Annotated in this window: 20 protein-coding genes; 8 read left to right on the forward strand and 12 right to left on the reverse strand. The window is 71.4% G+C overall.

From position 1 onward, the window contains the following. Positions 1–31 precede the first annotated feature (31 nt). The gene (locus OHA55_RS34065; RefSeq protein WP_266713925.1) at positions 32–1,198 is read right to left on the reverse strand and encodes an alpha/beta hydrolase-fold protein; all 1,167 of its coding nucleotides are present in this window, start codon (positions 1,196–1,198) and stop codon (positions 32–34) included. Positions 1,199–1,354: 156 nt separating this feature from the next. On the opposite strand from OHA55_RS34065, the gene OHA55_RS34070 reads away from it, so the two are divergent. Further along, positions 1,355–1,567, forward strand: a complete 213-nt coding sequence (locus OHA55_RS34070; RefSeq protein ID WP_266713927.1) for an MbtH family protein — start codon at positions 1,355–1,357, stop codon at positions 1,565–1,567. 304 nt (positions 1,568–1,871) lie between these two features. On the opposite strand, the gene OHA55_RS34075 is transcribed toward OHA55_RS34070, so the two are convergent. The 4 genes from OHA55_RS34075 to OHA55_RS34090 all read right to left on the reverse strand — a co-directional run bounded on the left by OHA55_RS34075 (position 1,872) and on the right by OHA55_RS34090 (position 5,647). Next, positions 1,872–2,618 carry an ATP nucleotide 3'-pyrophosphokinase gene (locus OHA55_RS34075; RefSeq protein ID WP_266713929.1) on the reverse strand — a complete coding sequence of 249 codons (747 nt, stop codon included), beginning with the start codon at positions 2,616–2,618 and terminating at the stop codon, positions 1,872–1,874. Between the two features lie 110 nt (positions 2,619–2,728). Continuing rightward, the gene (locus OHA55_RS34080) at positions 2,729–3,778 is read right to left on the reverse strand and encodes a GNAT family N-acetyltransferase (RefSeq protein ID WP_266713931.1); all 1,050 of its coding nucleotides are present in this window, start codon (positions 3,776–3,778) and stop codon (positions 2,729–2,731) included. 125 nt (positions 3,779–3,903) lie between these two features. After that, positions 3,904–4,746: a trans-aconitate 2-methyltransferase gene (locus tag OHA55_RS34085; protein WP_266713933.1), complete on the reverse strand. Its 843-nt coding sequence runs from the start codon at positions 4,744–4,746 to the stop codon at positions 3,904–3,906. Between the two features lie 538 nt (positions 4,747–5,284). Next, positions 5,285–5,647, reverse strand: a complete 363-nt coding sequence (locus tag OHA55_RS34090) for a DUF1304 domain-containing protein (protein WP_266713935.1) — start codon at positions 5,645–5,647, stop codon at positions 5,285–5,287. A 592-nt stretch (positions 5,648–6,239) separates the two neighbouring features. On the opposite strand from OHA55_RS34090, the gene OHA55_RS34095 reads away from it, so the two are divergent. From OHA55_RS34095 to OHA55_RS34105, 3 genes are all read left to right on the forward strand, one after another. Further along, positions 6,240–7,790 carry a Re/Si-specific NAD(P)(+) transhydrogenase subunit alpha gene (locus OHA55_RS34095; RefSeq protein ID WP_266713937.1) on the forward strand — a complete coding sequence of 517 codons (1,551 nt, stop codon included), beginning with the start codon at positions 6,240–6,242 and terminating at the stop codon, positions 7,788–7,790. A 1-nt stretch (position 7,791) separates the two neighbouring features. Continuing rightward, entirely contained in the window at positions 7,792–9,249 is a 1,458-nt protein-coding gene (gene pntB, locus OHA55_RS34100) for a Re/Si-specific NAD(P)(+) transhydrogenase subunit beta (protein WP_266713939.1), read from the forward strand. Positions 9,250–9,445: 196 nt separating this feature from the next. After that, positions 9,446–10,411, forward strand: a complete 966-nt coding sequence (locus OHA55_RS34105) for a 5'-nucleotidase (RefSeq protein ID WP_266713941.1) — start codon at positions 9,446–9,448, stop codon at positions 10,409–10,411. 81 nt (positions 10,412–10,492) lie between these two features. On the opposite strand, the gene OHA55_RS34110 is transcribed toward OHA55_RS34105, so the two are convergent. From OHA55_RS34110 to OHA55_RS34140, 7 genes are all read right to left on the reverse strand, one after another. Then, the gene (locus tag OHA55_RS34110; RefSeq protein ID WP_266713943.1) at positions 10,493–11,158 is read right to left on the reverse strand and encodes a potassium-transporting ATPase subunit C; all 666 of its coding nucleotides are present in this window, start codon (positions 11,156–11,158) and stop codon (positions 10,493–10,495) included. Between the two features lie 6 nt (positions 11,159–11,164). Beyond that, the gene (gene kdpB / locus OHA55_RS34115; RefSeq protein ID WP_266713945.1) at positions 11,165–13,261 is read right to left on the reverse strand and encodes a potassium-transporting ATPase subunit KdpB; all 2,097 of its coding nucleotides are present in this window, start codon (positions 13,259–13,261) and stop codon (positions 11,165–11,167) included. A 26-nt stretch (positions 13,262–13,287) separates the two neighbouring features. Beyond that, positions 13,288–14,952: a potassium-transporting ATPase subunit KdpA gene (gene kdpA / locus OHA55_RS34120; protein WP_266713947.1), complete on the reverse strand. Its 1,665-nt coding sequence runs from the start codon at positions 14,950–14,952 to the stop codon at positions 13,288–13,290. 6 nt (positions 14,953–14,958) lie between these two features. Next, positions 14,959–15,048 carry a K(+)-transporting ATPase subunit F gene (kdpF, locus tag OHA55_RS34125; RefSeq protein ID WP_190002237.1) on the reverse strand — a complete coding sequence of 30 codons (90 nt, stop codon included), beginning with the start codon at positions 15,046–15,048 and terminating at the stop codon, positions 14,959–14,961. Positions 15,049–15,391: 343 nt separating this feature from the next. Continuing rightward, positions 15,392–17,329 (reverse strand): NAD-binding protein, encoded by a 1,938-nt coding sequence (locus tag OHA55_RS34130; protein WP_266713951.1) that lies wholly within the window; start codon positions 17,327–17,329, stop codon positions 15,392–15,394. Between the two features lie 5 nt (positions 17,330–17,334). After that, positions 17,335–17,703 carry a hypothetical protein gene (locus OHA55_RS34135; RefSeq protein WP_266713953.1) on the reverse strand — a complete coding sequence of 123 codons (369 nt, stop codon included), beginning with the start codon at positions 17,701–17,703 and terminating at the stop codon, positions 17,335–17,337. 264 nt (positions 17,704–17,967) lie between these two features. After that, positions 17,968–18,234 (reverse strand): hypothetical protein, encoded by a 267-nt coding sequence (locus tag OHA55_RS34140; protein ID WP_266713955.1) that lies wholly within the window; start codon positions 18,232–18,234, stop codon positions 17,968–17,970. A gap of 134 nt (positions 18,235–18,368) precedes the next feature. Here OHA55_RS34140 and OHA55_RS34145 point away from each other — a divergent pair, with 134 nt between their 5' ends. The 4 genes from OHA55_RS34145 to OHA55_RS34160 all read left to right on the forward strand — a co-directional run bounded on the left by OHA55_RS34145 (position 18,369) and on the right by OHA55_RS34160 (position 21,311). After that, positions 18,369–19,742, forward strand: a complete 1,374-nt coding sequence (locus tag OHA55_RS34145) for an MBL fold metallo-hydrolase (protein WP_266713957.1) — start codon at positions 18,369–18,371, stop codon at positions 19,740–19,742. A gap of 44 nt (positions 19,743–19,786) precedes the next feature. Further along, positions 19,787–20,143: a rhodanese-like domain-containing protein gene (locus OHA55_RS34150; protein ID WP_266713959.1), complete on the forward strand. Its 357-nt coding sequence runs from the start codon at positions 19,787–19,789 to the stop codon at positions 20,141–20,143. Next, positions 20,140–20,886: a sulfite exporter TauE/SafE family protein gene (locus OHA55_RS34155; protein ID WP_266713961.1), complete on the forward strand. Its 747-nt coding sequence runs from the start codon at positions 20,140–20,142 to the stop codon at positions 20,884–20,886. The genes OHA55_RS34150 and OHA55_RS34155 overlap by 4 nt, the downstream gene beginning before the upstream one ends. 158 nt (positions 20,887–21,044) lie before the next feature. Then, the gene (locus OHA55_RS34160; RefSeq protein ID WP_266713963.1) at positions 21,045–21,311 is read left to right on the forward strand and encodes a metal-sensitive transcriptional regulator; all 267 of its coding nucleotides are present in this window, start codon (positions 21,045–21,047) and stop codon (positions 21,309–21,311) included. Positions 21,312–21,457 lie beyond the last annotated feature (146 nt).

Consider the following 21,457-nt stretch of genomic DNA (forward strand, 5'->3'; position numbering starts at 1 on the left):
TGCCCGGGCGGTCTGCCCGGGCACGGGGCGTTCAGCCCAGCGCCCAGGCGACATCCCTGAGCAGGGCGTGCCGCCAGCCCACCCGGTCGTGACCCGAGGGCGACCGGGAGACCCGTACGGTCGCCCCGGCGGCCTCGGTCAGCGATTCGACCACCTCGCAGTGCGGGAGCATCCGCGTCTCGTGTTCCCCCACGTCGAACGCGACGCGCAGCCCGGACAGTTCGGGATGCTCCCGCAGCCGTGCGGCCAGGGCGCCCCCGGGCGCCCCGCCCAGCGGATCCGCCGCACGCACGGCGTCGGGGGACCACCAGAACGAACCCGACTGCACGGCGACCCGGGACACCAGGTCCGGGAAGTCCAGCGCCGCGTAAAGAGCGCTCAGCCCGCCGAGGCTCTGGCCGACCGCCACCAGCCTGCCCGGGTCGGCGGGCACACCGGACTCCGCCACCAGCGGCAGCAGCTCGTCGCGGACCGCCTCCCAGAGTTCGGGCCGGCACCCGAACTCCGCTTCCCGGTCCTTCACCGGCAGGAAGACCAGGGTCACCGGGGGCATCTCGCCGGCGGCCACCGCCGAGTCGAACGCGGTCGTGGCCGGGTGCAGATGGAGCCAGTCGTCCCCGTCCAGCAGCAGCACCAGCGGCCCGCCACCGCCCACCGGATACACCCGCACGGTGCGCCGCCCGCCGAGCCGCCCGCCCGCCCAGCGCAGCCGTGTACGCGGAAGGGGCAGGACGTCGTCCGCGCCGACGAGGGGCCAGTGCGGCTGGGGCGGGGCGTCCGGAGTCGCGGCCAGCGAGCGGTCGCCGCCGGCGCCCGCCGGGTTGAGCGGATCGGCGTACACCCCGTCCTCCGCGAGGAGCTGGTACGTCACCCGCAGCCGCGCGGGCATCGCCACCTCGGCGTACCAGCAGTCCGTGTCGGCGAAACGGCGCAGCGGGACCGGCTCCGACCAGCTCTCGAAGGCGAGGCTCGCGGGGGAACCGCGCCACAGGAAGAGGACCGTCCAGCCGCCGTCGGGGCCCGGCACCGGAAGGGGACTGCGCGCCGACGCCCAGAACTCCTCGCTCCCCGGCCTTCCGGGCAGTCCAAAGCGCGCGAAACCGGTGAGGTCCGCGTCCTGTGTCACGTCCGCCGGGCGCGGGTCCGCGGGCGGGCGCGCCCCGTCCCCGGTACGGAGGGGTTCGGTCACGGGAAGCATCAACGTCTCCTTGTGAGAGGGAAGTCGAAAGGCTAGGCTCAACGTTGATTAGGTTAGCCTAACCTGATGATTTCGCTCCGGGTGGGCGGCGGTCGGACCGCGCCCCACCCGCCCGACACGGCCACCCGGCCGGTCCGCCGAGGAGGCGCTGACACCATGAGCACCAATCCGTTCGACGACCCCGAAGGCCGCTTCCTGGTCCTGGTGAACGACGAGGGCCAGCACTCGCTCTGGCCGTCCTTCGCCGACGTGCCCGGGGGATGGGTCATCGCCCACGAGGAGAGCACCAGGGAAGCCTGCCTGGAGTACGTCGAGACCAACTGGACCGACCTGCGCCCCCGTTCACTCGCGGCGGCCACGGAGGCCTGACCCCCGGAGTCCCTGCCTCAGGCGGATCCGGGGAAGGTTTCGAGCCGGTGCGCGGTTGTCACCGGACACGACGTCGTTCAAAGGCTTCGACCCCGCCACCGTCGAGCGGGCGAGGACCTGGCTTTCGAAAGCGCGGCAAGGAAGCGGCTGATCGTCCGGGTCGCACCGGAGCGGGTCAACGGCTTCGCGGTGTGAGCCCCGGGGCCGACCGCGGCGCCGGTGGTCCCGCGCCCGGCCCCTCAGCCGCGCCCCGGCGCCGGGACGGTGGGTCCGCCGCGAGGACGCGACGGACCCACCAGGTGCGTTACGCGGGCGCCGGCAGCGTCCGTACCGCGCCGGGGGCGGTGAGGGACTCGGCACCGCTCGGCACGGGAACGGCGCCGAAGATGGCGTCCTGCTCGCGCTGCAGCTGCTGCTTGCGCGCCGCGCTGGTGGAGGGCAGCCGCTGCTCCTCGTACAGCTTGTGGGTGGCCTCCTGAGCGTGCTTGCTGGCGGGCGTGTGGAACTGGATTTCGAACAGCTGCCCCGAACGAGGGGCCCGCCAACCGGTGTTGAGGCCCTTGTAGCCGTTCGCGCTGCCCCAGGTGTTCGACCACTTGGTGCTGTCGTTGCCGAAGGCGTCGAGCGTGTTCGAGACGTCGTCGACGCCGACGGTGTAGGCGGCGTCCTGCCACTGCACGGTGTAGCGCACCGCGTCCGTGATGCCGGCCAGCACGGTGTCGACATTGCTGCCGGACTTACCCACGAGCGCGGTGGCGACCTTCCGCTTCAGCGAGTCGGGCGACTTCAGACGCTGGTCGAAGCCGATGATCTCCGCGCCCGAGAGCGCGGCGGCGGTGCGCACCTGGACGCTGATGGTGCGTTCCGCCTGCCGGGCGTGGCTGATGTACGCGTCGACCTTGTTGTTCTCGTCGGCCGTGAGAGTGAGGCCGCCCTCGCCCTTCCAGCCCTGGGACTCGTCGGCCGCGGCCGCGGACCCCAGGGAGAGGACGGCTGTGAAGGCGACGGCGACTGCCGCACGGCTCACGACGGGACGGGTGCTGATGTTCATGGGGCGGTTACCGGTCTCTCTGGTGCGGGGGGAAGTGATCCCTGTCCGTCGGACGGATCACGCCCTGCGAACGATCATGGCCGCCGGGGGACACGACGGGACGGCGCGCTTCACTCCGCCTCCCAGTCCCAGGTGTCGAAGTACGCCGTCCCGCCCGACCGCCGGGCCTCGTCGATCGCCAGCAGCCTGCGGTAGTCACCGTCCGGCATGTGTTCCCGCCACTCCTCCAGAGGGAGTACGCGCACCTCGTCGTGTTCCGCCGGATCGAGGACGACGGCCTCGATCTGGGCTCGGGTGAGGCGCCCGCCGTCGAAGACGCACCCGAAGGTGCTGTACGGCCACTGGGCGCCCGGCAGACCGTAGACCGCGGCCAGGAGCCGGCGCGGCGGGCCGTCCACGAGGATCCCGGTCTCCTCCCGGCACTCCCGCACGGCCGTGCCCCAAGGGCGTTCGCCCGGATCCATCGTCCCGCCCGGAACCTGCCACGGGTGAGAGGCGGAGTACACCGCGTGCAACTGGAGGGGATTGCCGTCCTCGTCGGTGAAGTACAGCCCGGCGAACCCCGTCGCCCGCATGACCGTCTCCGCGAACTGGGCGGGCGACAGACCAGCGGAGTCCACCGGCCGCCGTACGGGGGCCCTGGTCATCCGCAGCAGCGCAGCGTCGTGGAAGAAGCCGAACCGCTCGTAGAACGACACCGGTTCGCCTCCCGTGTGGAGCGCGTACTCCGTGACGCCCAGCTCCTCCAGGTGCCGCAGCAGTGCGCCCAGCGCCGCACCGGCATGGCCGCGCCCCCGGTGGGCGGGCTCGGTGGCGACGACGTCCACGTGCGCGGCGAGTCCTTCGGGGGAGTCGGGCGACGGGAACACGGGGTGGACCAGCGCGAGCGCGCAACTGGCCAGCCCGCCACCGGCCGGGGCGTCGACCACGTAGGCCACCGCACTGCCGGCCGCGGTGAGACGGGCCGCCAGCAGGGTCCGGGTCGTGGCGAGCCGCTCCGGCGACAGCGGCTCGGCGGACGCGTACACCGACTTCAGCCGCGCGATCTCCGCCGCGTCCCCGGGAACTGCGGGCCGGGGCTCGGGACCGGCCGTGGACCGGTCGGCGCCCGCCGGTGCGAACCGGACCGCGCCACCGTCCGGGCGACGGGAACGTGGCACCTGGCCCCGTCCCCGGCTCGGACCGGCCGGCAGCACGTGCTCGCCGTGCCCGGCGAGGGCCCGGGGCCCGCGGGCCGGCAGAGCGGTGGGCCGGGAGGTGGGCTGCTCCCCGGCAGCCTCGCCCCTCACGCGAGGTCTCCGGGCCGCCGGGCGAGACGCACGGTGAACACGCTCTCCTCGGTCAGCGGACCGAGCGCGGCGTGGGTGCCGAGGAGCCGGCGTGCGTCCTCCTCGAAAGCGGCGTGCCGGTCACCGAAGAGCGCCGGTCCCGCGTACGACGTCGTCGCGAGGTGCCCCAGCACCCCCTCCGGCGTCCACACCCGCGTCACCGGGAACTCGTGCACACTCACCCGGCCGAACGCCGAGGCGGCCAGATCCTCGTCGAACGAGCGGGAGGGCTCCGCGTACACGCCGGTCGTACCGGCACGACGGACCGGCCCCAGATACGACTGGATCAACCCGCGCAGGGCCCGCGTCCAGTCGGCCCCGTGCGTCCACAGACTTCCGTCGCCCATCACCACGAAGACCGCGCGGGGAGCGGCCACCCGGTCGGCCATCGCCAGCACGGCCGGCCGGTCCATCCAGTGGAAGGCGCGGCAGCACGTGATCAGATGCGGACGACGGTCCGGGGCCACCGGACCGAAGTCCTCCGCCCGGCCGGTGAACCCCGTGACACGCGACGCGCCCAGCTCCGGCAACAGGGCGCCGAGCGCCGCACGCGTCCGTTCCCCGCTCGTGTCCACCACGGACACATGGGCAGGGGACATCGACTCCAGCATGGCCAGGGGGACTTGACCCGTCCCCGTCCCCAGGTCCAGCAGTACCGGGCGGGGGACCGGGGCGAGTGCCGCCGCGAGGAAGCCGGCCACCTCCCGCGGCACGCCGGGCCGGTGACGCGCGTACGCGTGCGCGGCCCCGAAGCGGTCCGGCGGTGAGGGGGGCGGGGCCACGTGGTGGTCTTGCGTCATCAACGGTGGTCCTCCTTGGGACGATTCGACGCCGGGGGCGTGCGGGCCGGCCCGACACGTCGGCGCCCGTCTCCCGGCGCCGTGCGGGCCGTGCCGCTCGGCGGCCGATGGGTGAAGGTCACCCACTGCCAGGTGAACGCGCATTCCCCTGTCGCGGTCACGGACGCCCGACCGGTCTCCTCGTCCCCGTTCTTCCGCGCCGGGCGCAGCCCGGGGTTCGTCCCGGGAGCCCCGGACCGTGCACCGACCGTCCCGTCGCTCCTCCGCGTCGCCCCACCGGTCAAACCCGTCGGATGATGACGGATCGTCATATGTGCCTGGACCGGATCGGGCCGGTCCGTGCGGCCCGACCAGGGGGGGGCGGGCGCGTCGAGGGGTCCGAGTCCTGAGCCCGGGTGACGGGACAGGAAGCGGCCATCTGCGACGTGGCTCGACCGGACGCGCGGATCCGGGCGCTCCCCGCGTCCTGGGGGAGCCCCGGAGCCCACGCCCGGAACAGGGCGCCACGCCAGTCAGGGGCGCGCCACCGGCAGACCGCTCACCCGGCCGACAGGACGGCAGCCAGCGCCAACGCCCCCGGCAGCGCCTGGGCCATGAGAATGCGCCGGTTGACGGTGAGGCCGCCGTACAGGCCCGCGACGAGCACGCAGGCGAGGAAGAACACCTGGACCCGGAACCCGGTCGGGTCTCCGGCGACCAGCCCCCACACGAGTCCCGCCGCGAGGAAACCGTTGTAGAGACCCTGGTTCGCGGCCAGCGGCACCGTGGCCCGGGCCATCTCCGCGTCGAGACCGGAGAGCCCGCGGCCGGGCCTCTTCTCCCACAGGAACATCTCCAGAACCAGGATGTACCCGTGCAATGCGGCCACCAGGGCGACCAGCACGTTCGCGGTCAACTCCATGCGCGTCTCCGCTCTCTCATCGACTTCGTCATCAGGCGTTCCGAGGCTGAGCCCCGTCGACCGGCACGTACGAGTGGGTCCGGAGCGGACCCCGAGGCCCGGCCATGGCACTTCTCCGTCGGGGCCCCCGGGCTGAGCCGCCTTCCGTACGCGTCGACGGCGCACGAGCAGAGGCGCGGGACCGATCCCACCCTGGTGCGGTCCTGTCCCGGAGCGGTCGCCCCGCCGCACACGCCTTCGACGCTCGCGAAGCGTACAGGGGGATGATCACCCGGCACGCGGGGAGGGGGGCACCTGACCCACGCCAACAGCCGAACGCGGAAACGGAGTTCCGCGCCGGGACATCCGGCCGATCGTCGCCGCAGTCGCCGGCCGGGCCGCGCCGGCGCAGCCCGCAGGAATCCGGCCGTTCCGCCGTCCGTCCGGCACCGGCGGGCTACCGCCCGACGGGTGCGGCCGTCAACCCACACCCCGTGTGCCGATCCACGCCCCAACGGGGTCTGGTGTCACCCCGGTTGAACGGGGCAGCATCAGACCCCCGCCCCCTCGCCAACCGTGCACGGCGGCCCACGTTTCCGAAGGAGCCCCATCCATGCGCATCGGAGTGACCCGCGAGCCGACCGGGGAGACCCGCGTGGCGGCGACACCCACGACCGTAAGACAGCTCATCGCCCTCGGCTACGAACTGGTCGTCGAGTCCGGAGCAGGCGAGCTCTCCGCCTTCACCGACCTCGCGTACACGGAGGCCGGAGCCACCGTGGGCACCGCGAACGAGGCGTGGAGCGCGGACATCGTCCTGCGCGTCAACGGCCCCTCACCGGACGACGTCGACAAGCCGAAGGACGGCGCCTACCTGGTCTCCATACTGGCCCCGGCACTCAACCCCGGCCTGGTCGACGCCCTGGCCGAGCGGGACATCACCGTGCTGGCCATGGACGCCGTGCCGCGCATCAGCCGCGCCCAGTCCCTCGACGTCCTGTCCAGCATGGCCAACATCGCCGGCTACCGTGCGGTGATCGAGGCGGCACACGAATTCGGCCGCTTCTTCACCGGCCAGGTGACCGCGGCCGGAAAGGTCCCGCCGGCCAAGGTGCTGGTGGCCGGAGCCGGCGTCGCGGGCCTGGCCGCGATCGGCGCCGCCTCCAGCCTCGGAGCCGTCGTACGCGCCACCGACCCGCGCCCCGAAGTCGCCGACCAGGTCAAGTCGCTCGGCGGCGCCTACCTTCCGGTCGTCGTGGAGGAGGAAGTCCAGCAGTCCGGCGACGGCTACGCCAAGGCCACCACCCAGCTGTACGACACGGCCGCCGCCGAGCTCTACTCCGCCCAGGCCGCCGACGTCGACATCATCATCACCACCGCGCTCATCCCCGGGCGCCAGGCACCCGCGCTGATCACCGCGGCGGACGTCGCCTCGATGAAGGCCGGCTCGGTGATCGTCGACATGGCCGTCGCGCAGGGCGGCAACGTCGCCGGCAGCGTCGAAGGCCGCAGGGTCGTCACCGACAACGGTGTGATCATCCTCGGATACAGCGATCTGGCGGGCCGCCTCCCCACCCAGGCAAGCCAGCTGTACGGGACCAACCTCGTCAACCTGCTCAAACTGCTCACGCCGGAGAAGGACGGCAAGGCCGTACTCGATCTCGACGACCCGGTCCAGCGCGGCATCACCGTCGTCCGCGCCACCGGCGACGGACGGGGCGAAAAACTCTGGCCGCCGCCCCCGGTCCAGGTCAGCGCCGCCCCCGCGACCGTGCCCGCCGCGACGGTGGCGCCGGCCCAGGTGAGCAAGCCCCTGCCCGCCGCCGCGAAGCTCGCGCTCGTCCTCGGCGGAATCGCCCTGCTCTGGCTCGTGATCGCGTTCGCCCCCGCCCCGATCCCACAGAACTTCACCGTACTGACCCTGGCCGTCGTCATCGGCTACTACGTCATCGGCAAGGTCCACCACGCGCTCCACACACCCCTGATGAGCGTCACCAACGCCATCTCCGGAGTCATCGTCGTCGGAGCCCTGGTCCAGATCGGCCCCGGCGGGCACGTCATCCAGGCGCTGGCCGGACTCGCGACCCTGCTCGCCTCCGTCAACATCGTCGGCGGCTTCGCGGTGACGCGCCGCATGCTCGCCATGTTCAGCAAGGGGAACTGACGTGTCCGCAGCCTCGATCTCCACCGCGGCGTATCTCGTCGCCGCCCTGCTCTTCATCCTCTCCCTGGCGGGCCTGAGCAAGCACGAGACGGCCCGGCAAGGCTGGACGTACGGCGTGGCCGGCATGGCCGTCGCCCTCGCCGCCACCATCGGCCTGACCCTCCACGACAGCCCGGTGCGCGCCACGACCGCGCTCGTCCTCACGGTCGCCCTCGCCGTCGGCGCTGTCGTCGGACTGTGGCGCGCCCGCGTGGTGCGCATGACCGGCATGCCCGAACTCATCGCACTGCTGCACTCGTTCGTCGGCCTCGCCGCAGTGCTGGTCGGCTGGGCTTCCTACATCGAGGTCGAGCGCAACGGTGAAGGCGGCTTCACCGGGTCACTCCTGAGCATCCATCACGCCGAGGTCTCGCTCGGCATCTTCATCGGCGCGGTCACCTTCACCGGCTCGATCGTCGCCAACCTCAAGCTGAGCGCGAGGATCAAGTCCGCCCCGCTCGTGCTCCCCGGCAAGAACATCCTCAACCTGGGCGCTCTGCTCGCCTTCACCGTCCTCACCATCGTCTTCGTGGCCGAGCCGGCGCTCTGGCCGGTCATCGCGGTCACCGCGATCGCGCTGTCGTTCGGATGGCACCTGGTGGCCTCGATCGGCGGCGGGGACATGCCCGTGGTGGTCTCCATGCTCAACAGCTACTCCGGATGGGCAGCGGCCGCGAGCGGCTTCCTGCTCGACAACGACCTGCTCATCGTCGTCGGCGCGCTGGTCGGCTCCTCGGGTGCCTACCTCTCGTACATCATGTGCAAGGCCATGAACCGCTCCTTCGTCTCCGTCATCGCGGGCGGCTTCGGGATCGAAGCTCCCGGGGGCGGCGGCGACGGCGGACAGGGCGAGCACCGTGAGACCAACGCCGACGAAACCGCCGAACTGCTGGCCGGCGCGTCCCGGGTGGTGATCACCCCCGGATACGGCATGGCGGTGGCCCAGGCGCAGTACCCGGTCGCCGAGCTGACCCGTGCCCTGCGGGCCCGGGGCGTCGACGTGCGGTTCGGCATCCACCCCGTCGCCGGCCGACTGCCGGGACACATGAACGTGCTGCTCGCCGAAGCCAAGGTCCCGTACGACATCGTGCTCGAAATGGACGAGATCAACGACGACTTCGCCGCCACCGACGTCGTCCTGGTCATCGGCGCCAACGACACCGTCAACCCGTCCGCCATGGACGACCCGGGCAGCCCGATCGCCGGCATGCCGGTCCTGAGGGTCTGGGAGGCAGCGAACGTCGTCGTCTTCAAGCGTTCGATGGCCAGCGGGTACGCCGGGGTGCAGAACCCGCTCTTCTTCCGCGAGAACACCGCCATGCTCTTCGGCGACGCGAAGACCAGGAGCGACGAGATCGTGGCCGCTCTGGCAGGGGCGGCCGCACTGTCCCCGACCCGCGCCGTGTCCGTCCCCGCCTGAGCGAGGTCTCCCGGGAGACGCCCCCCGGGAGACGCCCCGGGAGAGATCCCCCGGGAGAGGTCCCCGCCCGCCCGCGAGGGCCGGGGGGGCGGGGACGCCGGTCGTCCGTCACGGTTCCGCCCGGGCGGGGCAGGGAGGGCCGAACCCCTGGTGCGAGGATGTGCGGAACCAGGAGCGGGCCGACCGAGGGGTTGCTGTGGCCTACGAACTTTCCAACCGGCTCGTCGTCGGGATCGCCTCCAGCGCGCTCTTCGACCTGGCAGAGTCGGACGCCATCTTCCGTGAGCAGGGCGAGGACGCCTACCGCGGCTACCAGGAGAAGCACCGGGACGACGTATTCCGGCAGGGCGTGGCGTTCCCGTTCATCCGGCGTCTGCTGTCGCTGAACGACCTGAACGAGACCGACGACCCTCTGGTGGAGGTCATCGTCCTGTCCCGCAACGATCCCGAGACCGGCCTGCGGGTCATGAGCTCCATCAAGTCCCACGGACTGCCCATCACCAGGGCCATATTCAGACAGGGCCGTTCGCCGTACAACTTCATGCCCGCGCTCAACATGTCGCTCTTCCTCTCGGCGAACGAGCAGGACGTCCGCGAGGCCGTCTCGTCCGGCCTGCCGGCCGGGCATGTTCTGGGCGATCCGCACGAGGACGACACCGAGGACGACGACCTGCGCATCTCCTTCGACTTCGACGGCGTACTCGCCGGCGACGAGTCGGAGCAGGTGTTCCAGACCGGCGGACTCGAGGAGTTCCGCGCCCATGAGACGAGGAACGCCGCGATCCCGCACGACGCGGGGCCGCTCCGGGAGTTCCTCGCCGGGGTGTACCGCATCCAGCAGCGTGAGGAGGAGGTACGGCGGAGGAATCCCGAGTACCGGATCCGCCTCCACGTCTCCATCGTCACCGCGCGGAACGCACCCGCCCACGAGCGTGCGATCACGAGCCTCAAGCGGTGGGGCCTGAGGGTCAACGACGCGTTCTTCCTCGGTGGGATCGACAAGGGCGAGATCATGAAGATCCTCAAGCCGCACATATTCTTCGACGACCAGGAAACCCACCTGGCCAGCACGTCGCAGTCGACGCCCAGCGTCCACGTCCCCTTCGGGAAGATCAACGAGGTCACCGAGACCGTCCGCGCGGAGCCCGCGCCCGCGCCGTGATCGACGGGCTGCCGCGCCCCCGCCGAAGACCGGGCCGGCGCGCCCCGACGAGGCCACCATCACCCGGCGTCGCGCGCCCCGTCACCCTCCGACGAGCTTTCTCAGCGCGATGTTGAGCCGGAGGACGTTGACGCGGGGTTCCCCGATGAAACCGAGGATGCGTCCGCTGGTGTGCTCGTCGACGAGCTTGCTCACCCGGTCCACCGGGAGGTGGTTCTTCTCGGCGACGCGGCGGATCTGGATCTCCGCGTAGTCGGGGGAGATGTCGGGGTCGAGGCCGGAGCCGGAGGAGGTGACGGCGTCGGCCGGCACGTCGTCGGGGTCGACCGGGTGACCGGGGACGGAGTTCTCCCTGACGACGGCGGCCTTCGCGGCGGTGACGGAGTCGATCAGTCTCGGGTTGTCTCCGGCGAGGTTGGTCGCCCCGGAAACGAGCAGCTGGTACTGGGTGTTGACGGTGTTGGTCGAGAGGCCGTCGGAGGGGCGCGGCTGGAACCATCTGAGGTCCGGAGCCCCGGTTTCGCGGCCATCCTGCGGGGGCAGGTCGTAGCGCTGGCCGATCAGCTCGGAGCCCACCACCCTGCCGTCCGCCGTGACTTCGGAGCCGTTGGCGCGGCCGGGCATGAGGCCCTGGGCGATGCCGGTGACGACGAGTGGGTAGACGATGCCGCAGACCACGGTGAGCAGGAGCAGAGCGCGCAGCCCTGCCCAGAGCAGCCGGCCGGTGTTTCCTACGGAACTGGTCATGGCGGGTCAGCCGATTCCGGGGATGAGGGAGATGATCAGGTCGATGATCTTGATGCCGATGAACGGGGCGACCAGGCCGCCGAGGCCGTAGATCCCGAGGTTGCGCCGGAGCATGCTGTCCGCGCCGGCGGGGCGGTAGCGGACTCCCTTGAGGGCGAGCGGCACCAGCGCGACGATGATCAGCGCGTTGAAGACGACGGCGGACAGGATCGCGGACTGCGGGGAGTCGAGCCGCATGATGTTGAGCTTGTCCAGGCCCGGGTAGACCACCGCGAACATGGCCGGGATGATCGCGAAGTACTTCGCGACGTCGTTGGCGATCGAGAAGGTCGTCAGCGCACCGCGGGTGATCAGGAGCTGCTTGCCGATCGCGACGATCTCGATCAGCTTGGTGGGGTTGGAGTCCAGGTCCACCATGTTCCCGGCCTCCTTGGCGGCCGAGGTGCCCGTGTTCATCGCCACGCCGACGTCGGCCTGGGCGAGCGCGGGGGCGTCGTTCGTGCCGTCACCGGTCATCGCGACGAGCTTGCCGCCCGCCTGCTCCCGCTTGATGAGGGCCATCTTGTCCTCGGGCGTCGCCTCGGCGAGGAAGTCGTCGACCCCCGCCTCCTCGGCGATCGCCTTGGCGGTCAGCGGGTTGTCGCCGGTGATCATCACCGTGCGGATGCCCATCCGGCGCAGTTCGTCGAACCGCTCCCGCATGCCCTCCTTGACGACGTCCTTGAGGTGGACGACTCCGAGGACCCGGGCGCCCCGGTCGTCGCGCACGGCAACCAGCAACGGGGTTCCCCCGGCCGCGGAGATGGTGTCGGAGAGCGGGCCCGCATCCTCGGAGACCGCACCGCCCTGGTCGCGGACCCAGGCGAGTACGGAACCCGAAGCACCCTTGCGGACCGCGCGGCCGTCCACGTCCACGCCCGACATGCGGGTCTGGGCGGTGAACTCCACCCAGGTGGCCCCGGACAGCTCTCCCTGGTGGCGCTCGCGCAGTCCGTACTTCTCCTTGGCGAGGACCACGATGGAGCGGCCCTCGGGGGTCTCGTCGGCGAGCGAGGAGAGCTGCGCGGCGTCCGCGAGCTCGGCCTCGGTCGTGCCGGCGACGGGGAGGAACTCGGCGGCCTGGCGGTTGCCGAGGGTGATGGTGCCGGTCTTGTCGAGCAGCAGGGTCGAGACGTCGCCCGCGGCCTCCACGGCCCGGCCGGACATGGCCAGGACGTTGCGCTGCACCAGCCGGTCCATGCCGGCGATGCCGATCGCGGAGAGCAGCGCGCCGATCGTCGTCGGGATCAGGCAGACCAGCAGAGCGGCCAGCACGATCATCGACTGCTGCTGCCCGGCGTAGACCGCGAACGGCTGCAGGCTGACGACCGCCAGCAGGAAGACGATGGTGAGGGACGCCAGCAGGATGTTGAGCGCGATCTCGTTGGGCGTCTTCTGCCGGGCCGCGCCCTCGACCAGGTTGATCATCCGGTCGATGAAGGTCTCGCCCGGCTTGGTCGTGATCTTGATGACGATGCGGTCGGAGAGGACCTTCGTACCGCCGGTGACGGCACTGCGGTCACCGCCGGACTCGCGGATCACCGGGGCGGACTCGCCCGTGATCGCGGACTCGTCCACCGACGCCACGCCTTCGACCACGTCGCCGTCGCCGGGGATGACGTCGCCGGCCTCGCAGACGACCAGGTCGCCGATGCGCAGTTCGGTGCCGGGGACGCTCTCCTCGCGGGAGCCGTTCAGCCGGCGGGCGACCGTGTCGGTCTTGGCCTTGCGCAGGGTGTCGGCCTGCGCCTTGCCGCGGCCCTCGGCCACCGCCTCGGCGAGGTTGGCGAAGATCGTCGTCAGCCACAGCCAGACCGCGATGGCCCAGCCGAACCAGTCGGTGGGATCGGTCGCCGCGAGCACGGTGGTGAGCACCGACCCGATCAACACGACGAACATCACCGGCGACTTGACCATCACCCGGGGGTCGAGCTTCCGTACGGCGTCGGGGAGTGACCTGAGCAGCTGCTGGGGATCGAACAGGCCTCCGCCGACGCGCCCCTCGCCCTGACGGCCGGTGGGAGCGTCCTGGTGCGGTGCCCGGGACGGAGTGACTGCGGACATGGAGTCCTCTTGCTTCGGACCGGTGGTCATGAGGCCAGCCCTTCGGCCAGCGGACCCAGCGCGAGCGCCGGGAAGTAGGTGAGACCGGTGACGATCAGGATCGTGCCGACCAGCAGTCCGCTGAAGAGCGGCCTGTGCGTGCTCAGGGTCCCGGTCGTCGCCGGTACGGGCTTCTGCGCGGCGAGTGAGCCCGCCAGCGCGAGGATGAACACCATGGGCAGGAACCGGCCGAGCAGCATCGCGATGCCGAGCGTGGTGTTGAACCACTGGGTATCGGCGTTGAGGCCGGCGAAGGCCGAACCGTTGTTGTTCGAGCCTGAGGTGTAGGCGTACAGGATCTCCGAGAAGCCGTGCGCACCCGGGTTCAGCATCGAGTGCGGAGGGGTCGGCAGAGCCATCGCGGTGGCGGCGAAGCCGAGTACGAGGGCGGGCGTGATCAGGATGTAGCAGGCCGCGAACTTGATCTCGCGGGTGCCGATCTTCTTCCCCAGGTACTCCGGGGTGCGCCCGACCATGAGCCCTGCGATGAACACCGCGATGACCGCCATGACGAGCATGCCGTAGAGGCCGGAGCCGGTACCGCCGGGGGCGATCTCGCCGAGCTGCATGCCCAGCATGGCGATACCGCCGCCGAGACCCGTGAACGAGGAGTGGAAGGAGTTCACGGCTCCCGTCGAGGTCACGGTCGTGGCCACCGCGAAGATGGACGAGCCACCGATCCCGAAGCGGGTCTCCTTGCCCTCCGTCGCGCCTTTGGCGATGTCGAAGGCCGGGCCGTGGTGGGCGAACTCCGTCCACATCATCAGGGCGCTGAAAGCGAGCCAGATGAAGCCCATCGTGCCGAGGATCGCGTACCCCTGCTTGAGCGAGCCGACCATGCGGCCGAAGGTGCGGGTCAGCGCGAAGGGGATGAGGAGGATCAGGAAGACCTCGAAGAGGTTGGAGAGACCGTTGGGGTTCTCGAAGGGGTGGGCGGAGTTGGCGTTGAAGTAACCGCCGCCGTTCGTGCCCAGCTCCTTGATGACCTCCTGCGAGGCGACCGCGCCTCCGTTCCAATCCTGGGAGCCGCCCATGAACCGGCCGACGTCGTGGATCCCGGAGAAGTTCTGGATGGCGCCCGTCGCCACCAGTACGACGGCCCCGACGACCGCGATCGGCAGCAGGACCCGGAACGTGCCGCGCACCAGGTCCGCCCAGAAATTGCCCAGTTCCCCCGTGCCCGAACGCGCGAACGCGCGGACGAGAGCGACCGCGACGGCCATGCCGACGGCGGCGGAGACGAAGTTCTGCACCGCGAGGCCGCCGGTCTGCACGACGTGGCCCATGGCCTGCTCGCCGTAGTACGACTGCCAGTTGGTGTTGGCGACGAAGGACGCCGCGGTGTTGAACGCCTGGGCCGGATCGATCGACGAGAACCCGAGCGAGCCCGGCAGGCCCCCCTGCACCCGCTGCAGCAAATAGAGGAAGAGGACACTCACCGCGGAGAAGGCGAGGACCCCGCGGAGGTACGCGGGCCAGCGCATCTGCCGGTTCGGGTCCGCCCCGATCGCCTTGTACGTCCACCTCTCGACCCGGGTGTGCTCCGGGGACGAGTAGACGCGGGCCATGTAGTCACCGAGAGGGCAGTAGGCCAGCCCGAGCGCCACCACGAGCGCGAGAACCTGGAGCACACCGGCGAGGACGGGACCCATGCCCTCTCAGAACCTCTCCGGGAACAGAAGAGCCACCACGAGGTACCCCAGCAGGGCGACGGCCACGACGAGGCCGACGACGTTCTCTGCGGTCACAGCTTCGCCACCCCCCTGGCGATCAGAGTCACCAGCGCGAAGACCGCGATCATGACGACGACGAAGACCACGTCGGCCATCCCTGTTCCTCCGGGCGTGCGTCGGACGGGGCCGGCCTACAGAGCCGGCCGGCTCCCGCGGAAGCCTCCGGCTGGAGCCGGACCCTCGGACGTCCAGCAAATCCCCGGGCCGGCCGGCCCCGCCTCCCGCGGAGGAGGCCCTTCATGCCCGAGGCGCCTCTGCGACGTACGCCCGACAAGGCTGCCGACCCGGCGGCGGAAACCCGTGGCGGTTAGCCCGCCCGGGGCTCCCGCCGCCCCGCCCGGGGGCTCCTTGCGGTCCGTCAGGTGGTATCCGGTGCTGTCCGCGACTCCCGCGTGAGGACGTCGAGTCCCCGCCGGGTCGTCGCCAGCACGACCCGGTCCCCGGCCCGCAGAACGCGGCCGTGCGCGGGCCGCCAGTCGAAGCCGGTTCCCCCGGCAAGGTTCAGGCCGCCGCCGAGAGTGCCGGTGGGGGAGCGGTCGGACGTTCCCGGACCCGCGGGCCCCACGGCCAGCACACGCCACTCGTTCCGGGCGAACGCCTCGTGGACGGAGCGCCCCTCCAACGCCGGATGGCCGGCCACGTCCACCGAGGTGAAGAGGAGGACGCCCCGTTCGACCGGCATCACTCCCAGGACGTGGCGGCCCATCATCGCGGCGGCGAAGGCGGGCGAGGCGAGCGACGAGACGCTGCGGCTACGGGTCAGCGCCTCCGGATAGGAGGCGCGAAGAGTGAGCGAGACGGTGGCCGCGAAGTCGTCGTCGTACAGCCGCATCACCGCCCGGACGTCCGGATTGGCCTCTCGCGCGGCCATCACGATGTCCAGATTGGCGCTGTCGTCACTGGTCAGGACGAGCAAGGAGGCGCTCTGCGCGATCCGGGCGAGATCCAGGGCGCGGGGACCGGTGGCGTCCTCGAGTATCAGGGGCACCCCGAGTTCCCGGGCCACCGCGACGCCCCGTGCCTGCGGATCCCGTTCGACGGCGACGACCCGGTGGTGGGCCGAGCGCAGCCGTACCAGTACGCGGGTGCCCACCTTGCCGAGACCGACGAGCACGATGTGGTCGCTGACGTCGTCGGCGGGCGGGTGGCTGATCGACGCGGCGCGGAAGGCGCCCGTGGCGTTGATGGTCGCGGCCACCACGAGCGGGAGGATCGCGATCCCGGTGAACCCCGCGATCAGCTGGAGGAACTTGCGCGCCCGGGGTTCCCCAGTGGCGGGATCGCCCATGGTGAAGATGTCCAGCAACGGCAGGTACACCGCCTTCCACAGCGGTATGCCGTCGACGGTCGCCCAGGTGGCGAGGGACAGCAGCGCCACCACCGCTGCCAGCAGACCGAGGACGGAGGTCATCTCACGGGAGACGAACACCTTCCACGGCAGATGGGCGACCCGTTCCCGCAGCCAGCCGCCGATCGTGCCCGAGTCCGAAGGGGCCTCCAGCGTGCGGTCGGCCGAGACCTCCTCCAGCATCAGCCGACCGTGCGTGAACTGGCTGTTGTACGAGGTAACGGTGTCCGGCAGGAGCTGGGTTCCGTCCGTCCCGGGTGTCTCCGCGCTGTCCTCGCTCAGCGGGTCGTGCCGGTCCGTTCCGGAGAAGACGGCCAGTGTGGCCAGGTCCGCGGTGTGCGGGGGAGTCCCGGCCGGGCGGACCACTCCCCGGAAGACCTTGCCCGCGACCTGCAGCGTGTGGCCGTGTCCGAGCGCCGCCGCGGCGACCAGCTCGGGAACCGCTGTGTCGGAGTCGGAGAGCACCGTGGTCGAGGTGTCCACCGGCAGTTCGCCGGGGGACGGAGCGTTCGGAAGGCTCCGGCGGGCGAGGACGGCGCGGTCCAGCAGTTGTTCCAGATGACGGCCGCGCTCACGGTGGTACATCCGGATGACGAGGCGGACGGACGGATTGATGCTCCGCGCGAGCAGAGCCGCCATCATGTTGGTCCGGTCGTCGCCGTAGGTCAGGGCGAGGGCGGCGGCCCCGTCGACACCCGCCGCCCGGAGCGCCTGCTCGTCGGGACGCGCCGCGACCAGCAGTTCGATCCCGGAGGAAGGGTCCCGGTGGAGCGCGTCGATCTCACCGCCGTGCTCGTCGGTGCGGGAGGGCAGGACGACGGTGACGGTCTCTCCGCACACGGCGTCGAGTTCGACCGCGAGGCGGCGGGCCAGACCGTCGTCACCGCAGACCACCATGTGCTGGGAGCGCGGCGCGACGGGCGGGCCGGCTGAAGAAGTCGTGATCACGCCGGTCAGCCTGCCGTTTCGGCGGGGTTCGATTCCACCCCGAACGCCACTCCGGCGTCAACGTTGCGTATGGACCGGCGCGGCAGCCGGGGATTCCCCGATGCTCGCGCCTTGCCGGGCCGGGGGAGTGCGCCCGACGGGGCGGGCAGCGCGGGTACGAGGCGGTAGTTGTCCTCGTCGGACGTGACGCGGCCGGCGGTGGGCGGGGGGAAGTCGCTGCGGAGGACCAGGGTGTCGGTGTCGGTGTCGGTGTCGGTGTCGGCGAGCGCGGCCGGCAGGCCGCGGCGGGTGCGCCGCGGCCTGGTCGGGATCGGTGTCCACACGGCTGGCGAGGTGCGGATGCGGCAGCCGTACGGGGTGGTGGGCGCAGTCATCCGTGATGACTGCGGACCGGTTCGCGCTGCGGAGCCCGACGGCGAGGTGCCCTGGGGTGTGCCCTGGGGTGTGTCCGGGGGTGGCGAACAACCGGACACCGGAATCGACTTCGGCACCGGCCCTGCCGGGCCCCGTCGCGGCCGGTACGTCGACGAGTTCGAGCAGGCCGGCGTCGTCGACCGGGTGGAGCGAGTCGGGGAACATCTGCTGCCGCGGCGGCTCCAGTTCCATGCCGGTCCAGTGGTTCCACGCGGCGGTGGAGGTCACGTCCCTGGCGTTGGGCGGGCGGTGGCGGTGCGGGTTTCGGCGTGGGCGGGTCCCGGTGCGAGGGCGGTGGCTCCCAGAGCGAGCACCACGGTGCCGAAGAGCGTGGTGGTGGTCAGGAGCCCGAAGCGGACGGGGAGCGGTCCGGCGGCCACCGCCGGGACACTCGTGGCCAGGTAGCTCAGTACGTGGTAGGCGGCCAGGATGCCCGCACGGTCCGCCTCGGTGACCAGGGGCAGCGTCGTGTGCAGCGCTGCCTGGGGCACGGCGCCGAAGCAGGCGCCCGGAGAACAGGGGGCGCCCCCTCCGCCCTGCCACCGAAAATACCCCTGGGGGTATCACTGTTACAGTAAAACGAAGATACCCCCCGGGGTACACCGACAGAGGGAAGGGGATCTCCGTGTTCTTCGTGGACATCCTGGAGACCGAGGGTCTGGGTAACCGCAGCTACCTGGCCGGCGGCCGGGAGGCGGCCGTGGTGATCGATCCGCCGCGTGATGTGGAGAGGGTGGTCGCGGCAGCCGCTGGGCGGGGCGTGCGGATCGCGTACGTCGCCGAGACGCATGTGCACAACGACTACGTGAGCGGCGGTCTGGACCTGGCCCGGTTGACCGGGGCGGAGTACCTGGTGCCGGCCGCCGCCCGGGTCTTCTTCGACCGCACCCCGGTCGCCGACGGCGACACTCTGCACATCGGGGGTGCGCTGTCCCTGCGGGCGCTGGCCACCCCCGGCCACACCCCGCACCACACCTCTTACGTCCTGCGGGAGGGCGGGCTGGAGGTGGCCGCGTTCACTGGCGGATCCCTGCTGATCGGCGGCGTAGGGCGCCCCGACCTGGTCGAGCCCCGGCTGACCGAGAGGCTCGCCCGCGCGCAGCACGCCTCCGCACACCGTCTGTTCGCGGAACTCGACGATGCGGTACAGATCCTGCCCACCCACGGTTTCGGAAGCTTCTGCTCCTCCTCGCGGGCGGAGGGGGATTCCAGCACCATCGGTCAGGAGCGCAAGACCAACGCCGCGTTCACGAAGGACGTGGACACCTTCGTCGCGGACCTGCTCGCCGGGCTGGAGGACGTGCCCGCCTACTACGCGCACATGGGCCCCCTCAACGCCGCCGGCCCCGCACCGGTCGACCTGACCCCGCCGAAGACGGCAGGAGGCAGGGAGGTCGCCGAGCGGCTGGCCGCCGGCGAGTGGGTGGTGGACTTGCGCAGCCGTACCGCGTTCTCGGCGGGGCACGTGGCCGGAACGGTCAACTTCGAAGCCGAGGGCAACCTCGCCACCTACCTGGCATGGCTGATCCCGTGGGGTAAACCCGTCACACTGCTCGCTGAAAGCCCGGCTCAACTCGCCTGCGCCCAGAGGGAACTGGTACGGGTCGGCATCGACAGGCCCGCAGCCGCCGCCACCGGAGACCCGGCGGACTGGCTCCGTGAGGGAGAGCGGCTGCGTTCCTTCCCCCGCGCGGACTTCGCCGCGCTGAAGCAGGCCCGTGAAGCCGGCGAGGGCATCGTGGTCCTGGACGTGCGCCGCGACTCCGAGCGTGCCGGCCGATACGTACAAGGGTCCCTCCACATCCCCGTGCACGAGGTCCGTGCGCGCGCCGGTGAGATCCCGGCCGGGACCGTGTGGGTGCACTGCGCCGGCGGGATGCGTGCGGCCATCGCCGCTTCCCTTCTGGACGCCGCGGGCCGTGACGTCGTCGCCGTCGACGACTCCTTCGACGCCGCACTCGACGCCGGGCTGCCCCTGACCACCGGTCCGGGGCACTGAACCCACTGTCCATCCGCCACTTTCCGAAATCGGAGGGAAACCGTATGCCGCTCTTCCGACGCGGTACCGCCCGCGTCACCCCCGTCCAGGCGCACCGACGCACCACGGACGGCGATGCCGTACTCCTCGACGTGCGTGAGCGGATCGAGTGGGTGGCCGGGCACGCCCCCGGCGCCGTGCACGTCCCGCTCTCCCGGCTCATCACCGGCGAGGCTCCACCCGCCGCCGAGGGCCGCCCGCTGATGGTGATCTGCCGTTCCGGCCACCGCTCCCAGCAGGCGGTGAAGCTGCTGAACGAACGCGGCGCCGGGGCCGTCGACGTCAAGGGCGGCATGAACGCCTGGGCGTCGGCGGGACTGCCGGTGGTCGACGACCGCGGAAGCCACGGCCGGACACCGTGAGCGTGCTTCTTCTTGCCCTCGTCGCCGGAGCGGTCGTCGGCCTGGCCCTCGGGGCGCTCGGCGGCGGTGGCAGCGTACTGGCAGTCCCCGCCCTGATCCATCTCCTCGATTTCACCCCGGCCGCCGCCACCACAGCCTCGTTGATGATCGTCACCGCGACCTCCGCCACGGCCCTCTTCTCCCACGCGACCTCGGGCCACGTCCGCTGGAAAACCGGAGCACTGTTCGCGGCCGCCGGAATCCTGCCCGCCGTCGCGGCCGCCACGCTCGCGGCACACCTGCCCGAAGCGGTACTGACGACGGCGTTCGCCGCGATAGCCGGCCTCGCCGCACTGGCCATGCTCAGGAAGCCCTCCGCCGATCAGAAACCCCGGCCGCCCAGACCCACGCGGGCAGCAGGGGCGGGTGCCGGACTCGGCGCCGTGACCGGATTCTTGGGGGTCGGCGGCGGATTCCTGGCAGTCCCCACCCTCATCTCCGTACTGGGCCTGCGCATGCGGGCCGCGGTCGGCACCAGCCTGCTCGTCATCACCGTCAACTCTCTGGCCGCCCTGGTTGCCCGCACGGACGGCAGCACGCCCCTGGACTGGGCCGTCGTCGCACCCTTCACCGGAGCTGCGACCCTCGGAGCCTGGGACGGCAAGCGCCTCGCCACCAAGCTCTCCGGATCCGCCCTTCAGCGCGCTTTCGCGGTCGTGCTGCTGGCAGTGGCCGCCTGCATGCTCGCCGACGCCGTCACCTGAACCGGACCCGCGAGAACCCCGCAGTCGCATCTGCGCAACCACCCCCGCCAGAGCGGTCCCGACGCGCCCCGCGCCGCCCCACGCGACCACCGACCCTCACGCTCCGGATACCCCCTGGGGTACCATGTGGCGAGAGCACACAAGGCCGGGAGGCACCCGTGAAGGTCGACGACGACGCAGTCAACGCAGTTCTCAACCGTCTGCGCCGCGCCCAAGGGCAGTTGTCCGGCGTGATCGCCATGATCGAAGCAGGCCGCGACTGCAAGGACGTGGTCACCCAGCTCGCCGCTGTCTCCAAAGCCCTGGACAGGGCGGGCTTCAAGATCGTCGCCAGCGGTATGCGCCAGTGCATGAGCGGAGCCGCCGAGAACCAGGCCCCCATGACGGAAGAGGAACTCGAGAAGCTCTTCCTCGCTCTCGCCTGAACTCCTCCCGGTCGGCCGGCTGACGGGGGTCGGCCGGGCCGCGTCGACCGTCACGAGATCCTCAACGTCCCCACGGCACCTCGGCACTCCTCCTTCCCTGCCCCGCGTACCTGCGCGCCGTCTCCTCCCGCACCGTGATTTCCTGC

Origin of the sequence: Streptomyces sp. NBC_00102 (assembly GCF_026343115.1) — a bacterium.
In the GTDB taxonomy this organism is placed as follows: domain Bacteria; phylum Actinomycetota; class Actinomycetes; order Streptomycetales; family Streptomycetaceae; genus Streptomyces.

Excerpts from the sequence above, each read along its gene's own strand:
- OHA55_RS34085 (WP_266713933.1), bottom strand. The coding sequence starts at position 4,746 with ATGACGCAAGACCACCACGTGGCCCCGCCCCCCTCACCGCCGGACCGC.
- OHA55_RS34150 (WP_266713959.1), top strand. The coding sequence starts at position 19,787 with ATGCCGCTCTTCCGACGCGGTACCGCCCGCGTCACCCCCGTCCAGGCG.
- OHA55_RS34095 (WP_266713937.1), top strand. The coding sequence starts at position 6,240 with ATGCGCATCGGAGTGACCCGCGAGCCGACCGGGGAGACCCGCGTGGCG.
- OHA55_RS34065 (WP_266713925.1), bottom strand. The coding sequence starts at position 1,198 with ATGCTTCCCGTGACCGAACCCCTCCGTACCGGGGACGGGGCGCGCCCG.
- OHA55_RS34135 (WP_266713953.1), bottom strand. The coding sequence starts at position 17,703 with ATGACTGCGCCCACCACCCCGTACGGCTGCCGCATCCGCACCTCGCCA.
- OHA55_RS34070 (WP_266713927.1), top strand. The coding sequence starts at position 1,355 with ATGAGCACCAATCCGTTCGACGACCCCGAAGGCCGCTTCCTGGTCCTG.
- OHA55_RS34090 (WP_266713935.1), bottom strand. The coding sequence starts at position 5,647 with ATGGAGTTGACCGCGAACGTGCTGGTCGCCCTGGTGGCCGCATTGCAC.
- kdpA (WP_266713947.1), bottom strand. The coding sequence starts at position 14,952 with ATGGGTCCCGTCCTCGCCGGTGTGCTCCAGGTTCTCGCGCTCGTGGTG.
- OHA55_RS34075 (WP_266713929.1), bottom strand. The coding sequence starts at position 2,618 with ATGAACATCAGCACCCGTCCCGTCGTGAGCCGTGCGGCAGTCGCCGTC.
- kdpB (WP_266713945.1), bottom strand. The coding sequence starts at position 13,261 with ATGTCCGCAGTCACTCCGTCCCGGGCACCGCACCAGGACGCTCCCACC.
- OHA55_RS34110 (WP_266713943.1), bottom strand. The coding sequence starts at position 11,158 with ATGACCAGTTCCGTAGGAAACACCGGCCGGCTGCTCTGGGCAGGGCTG.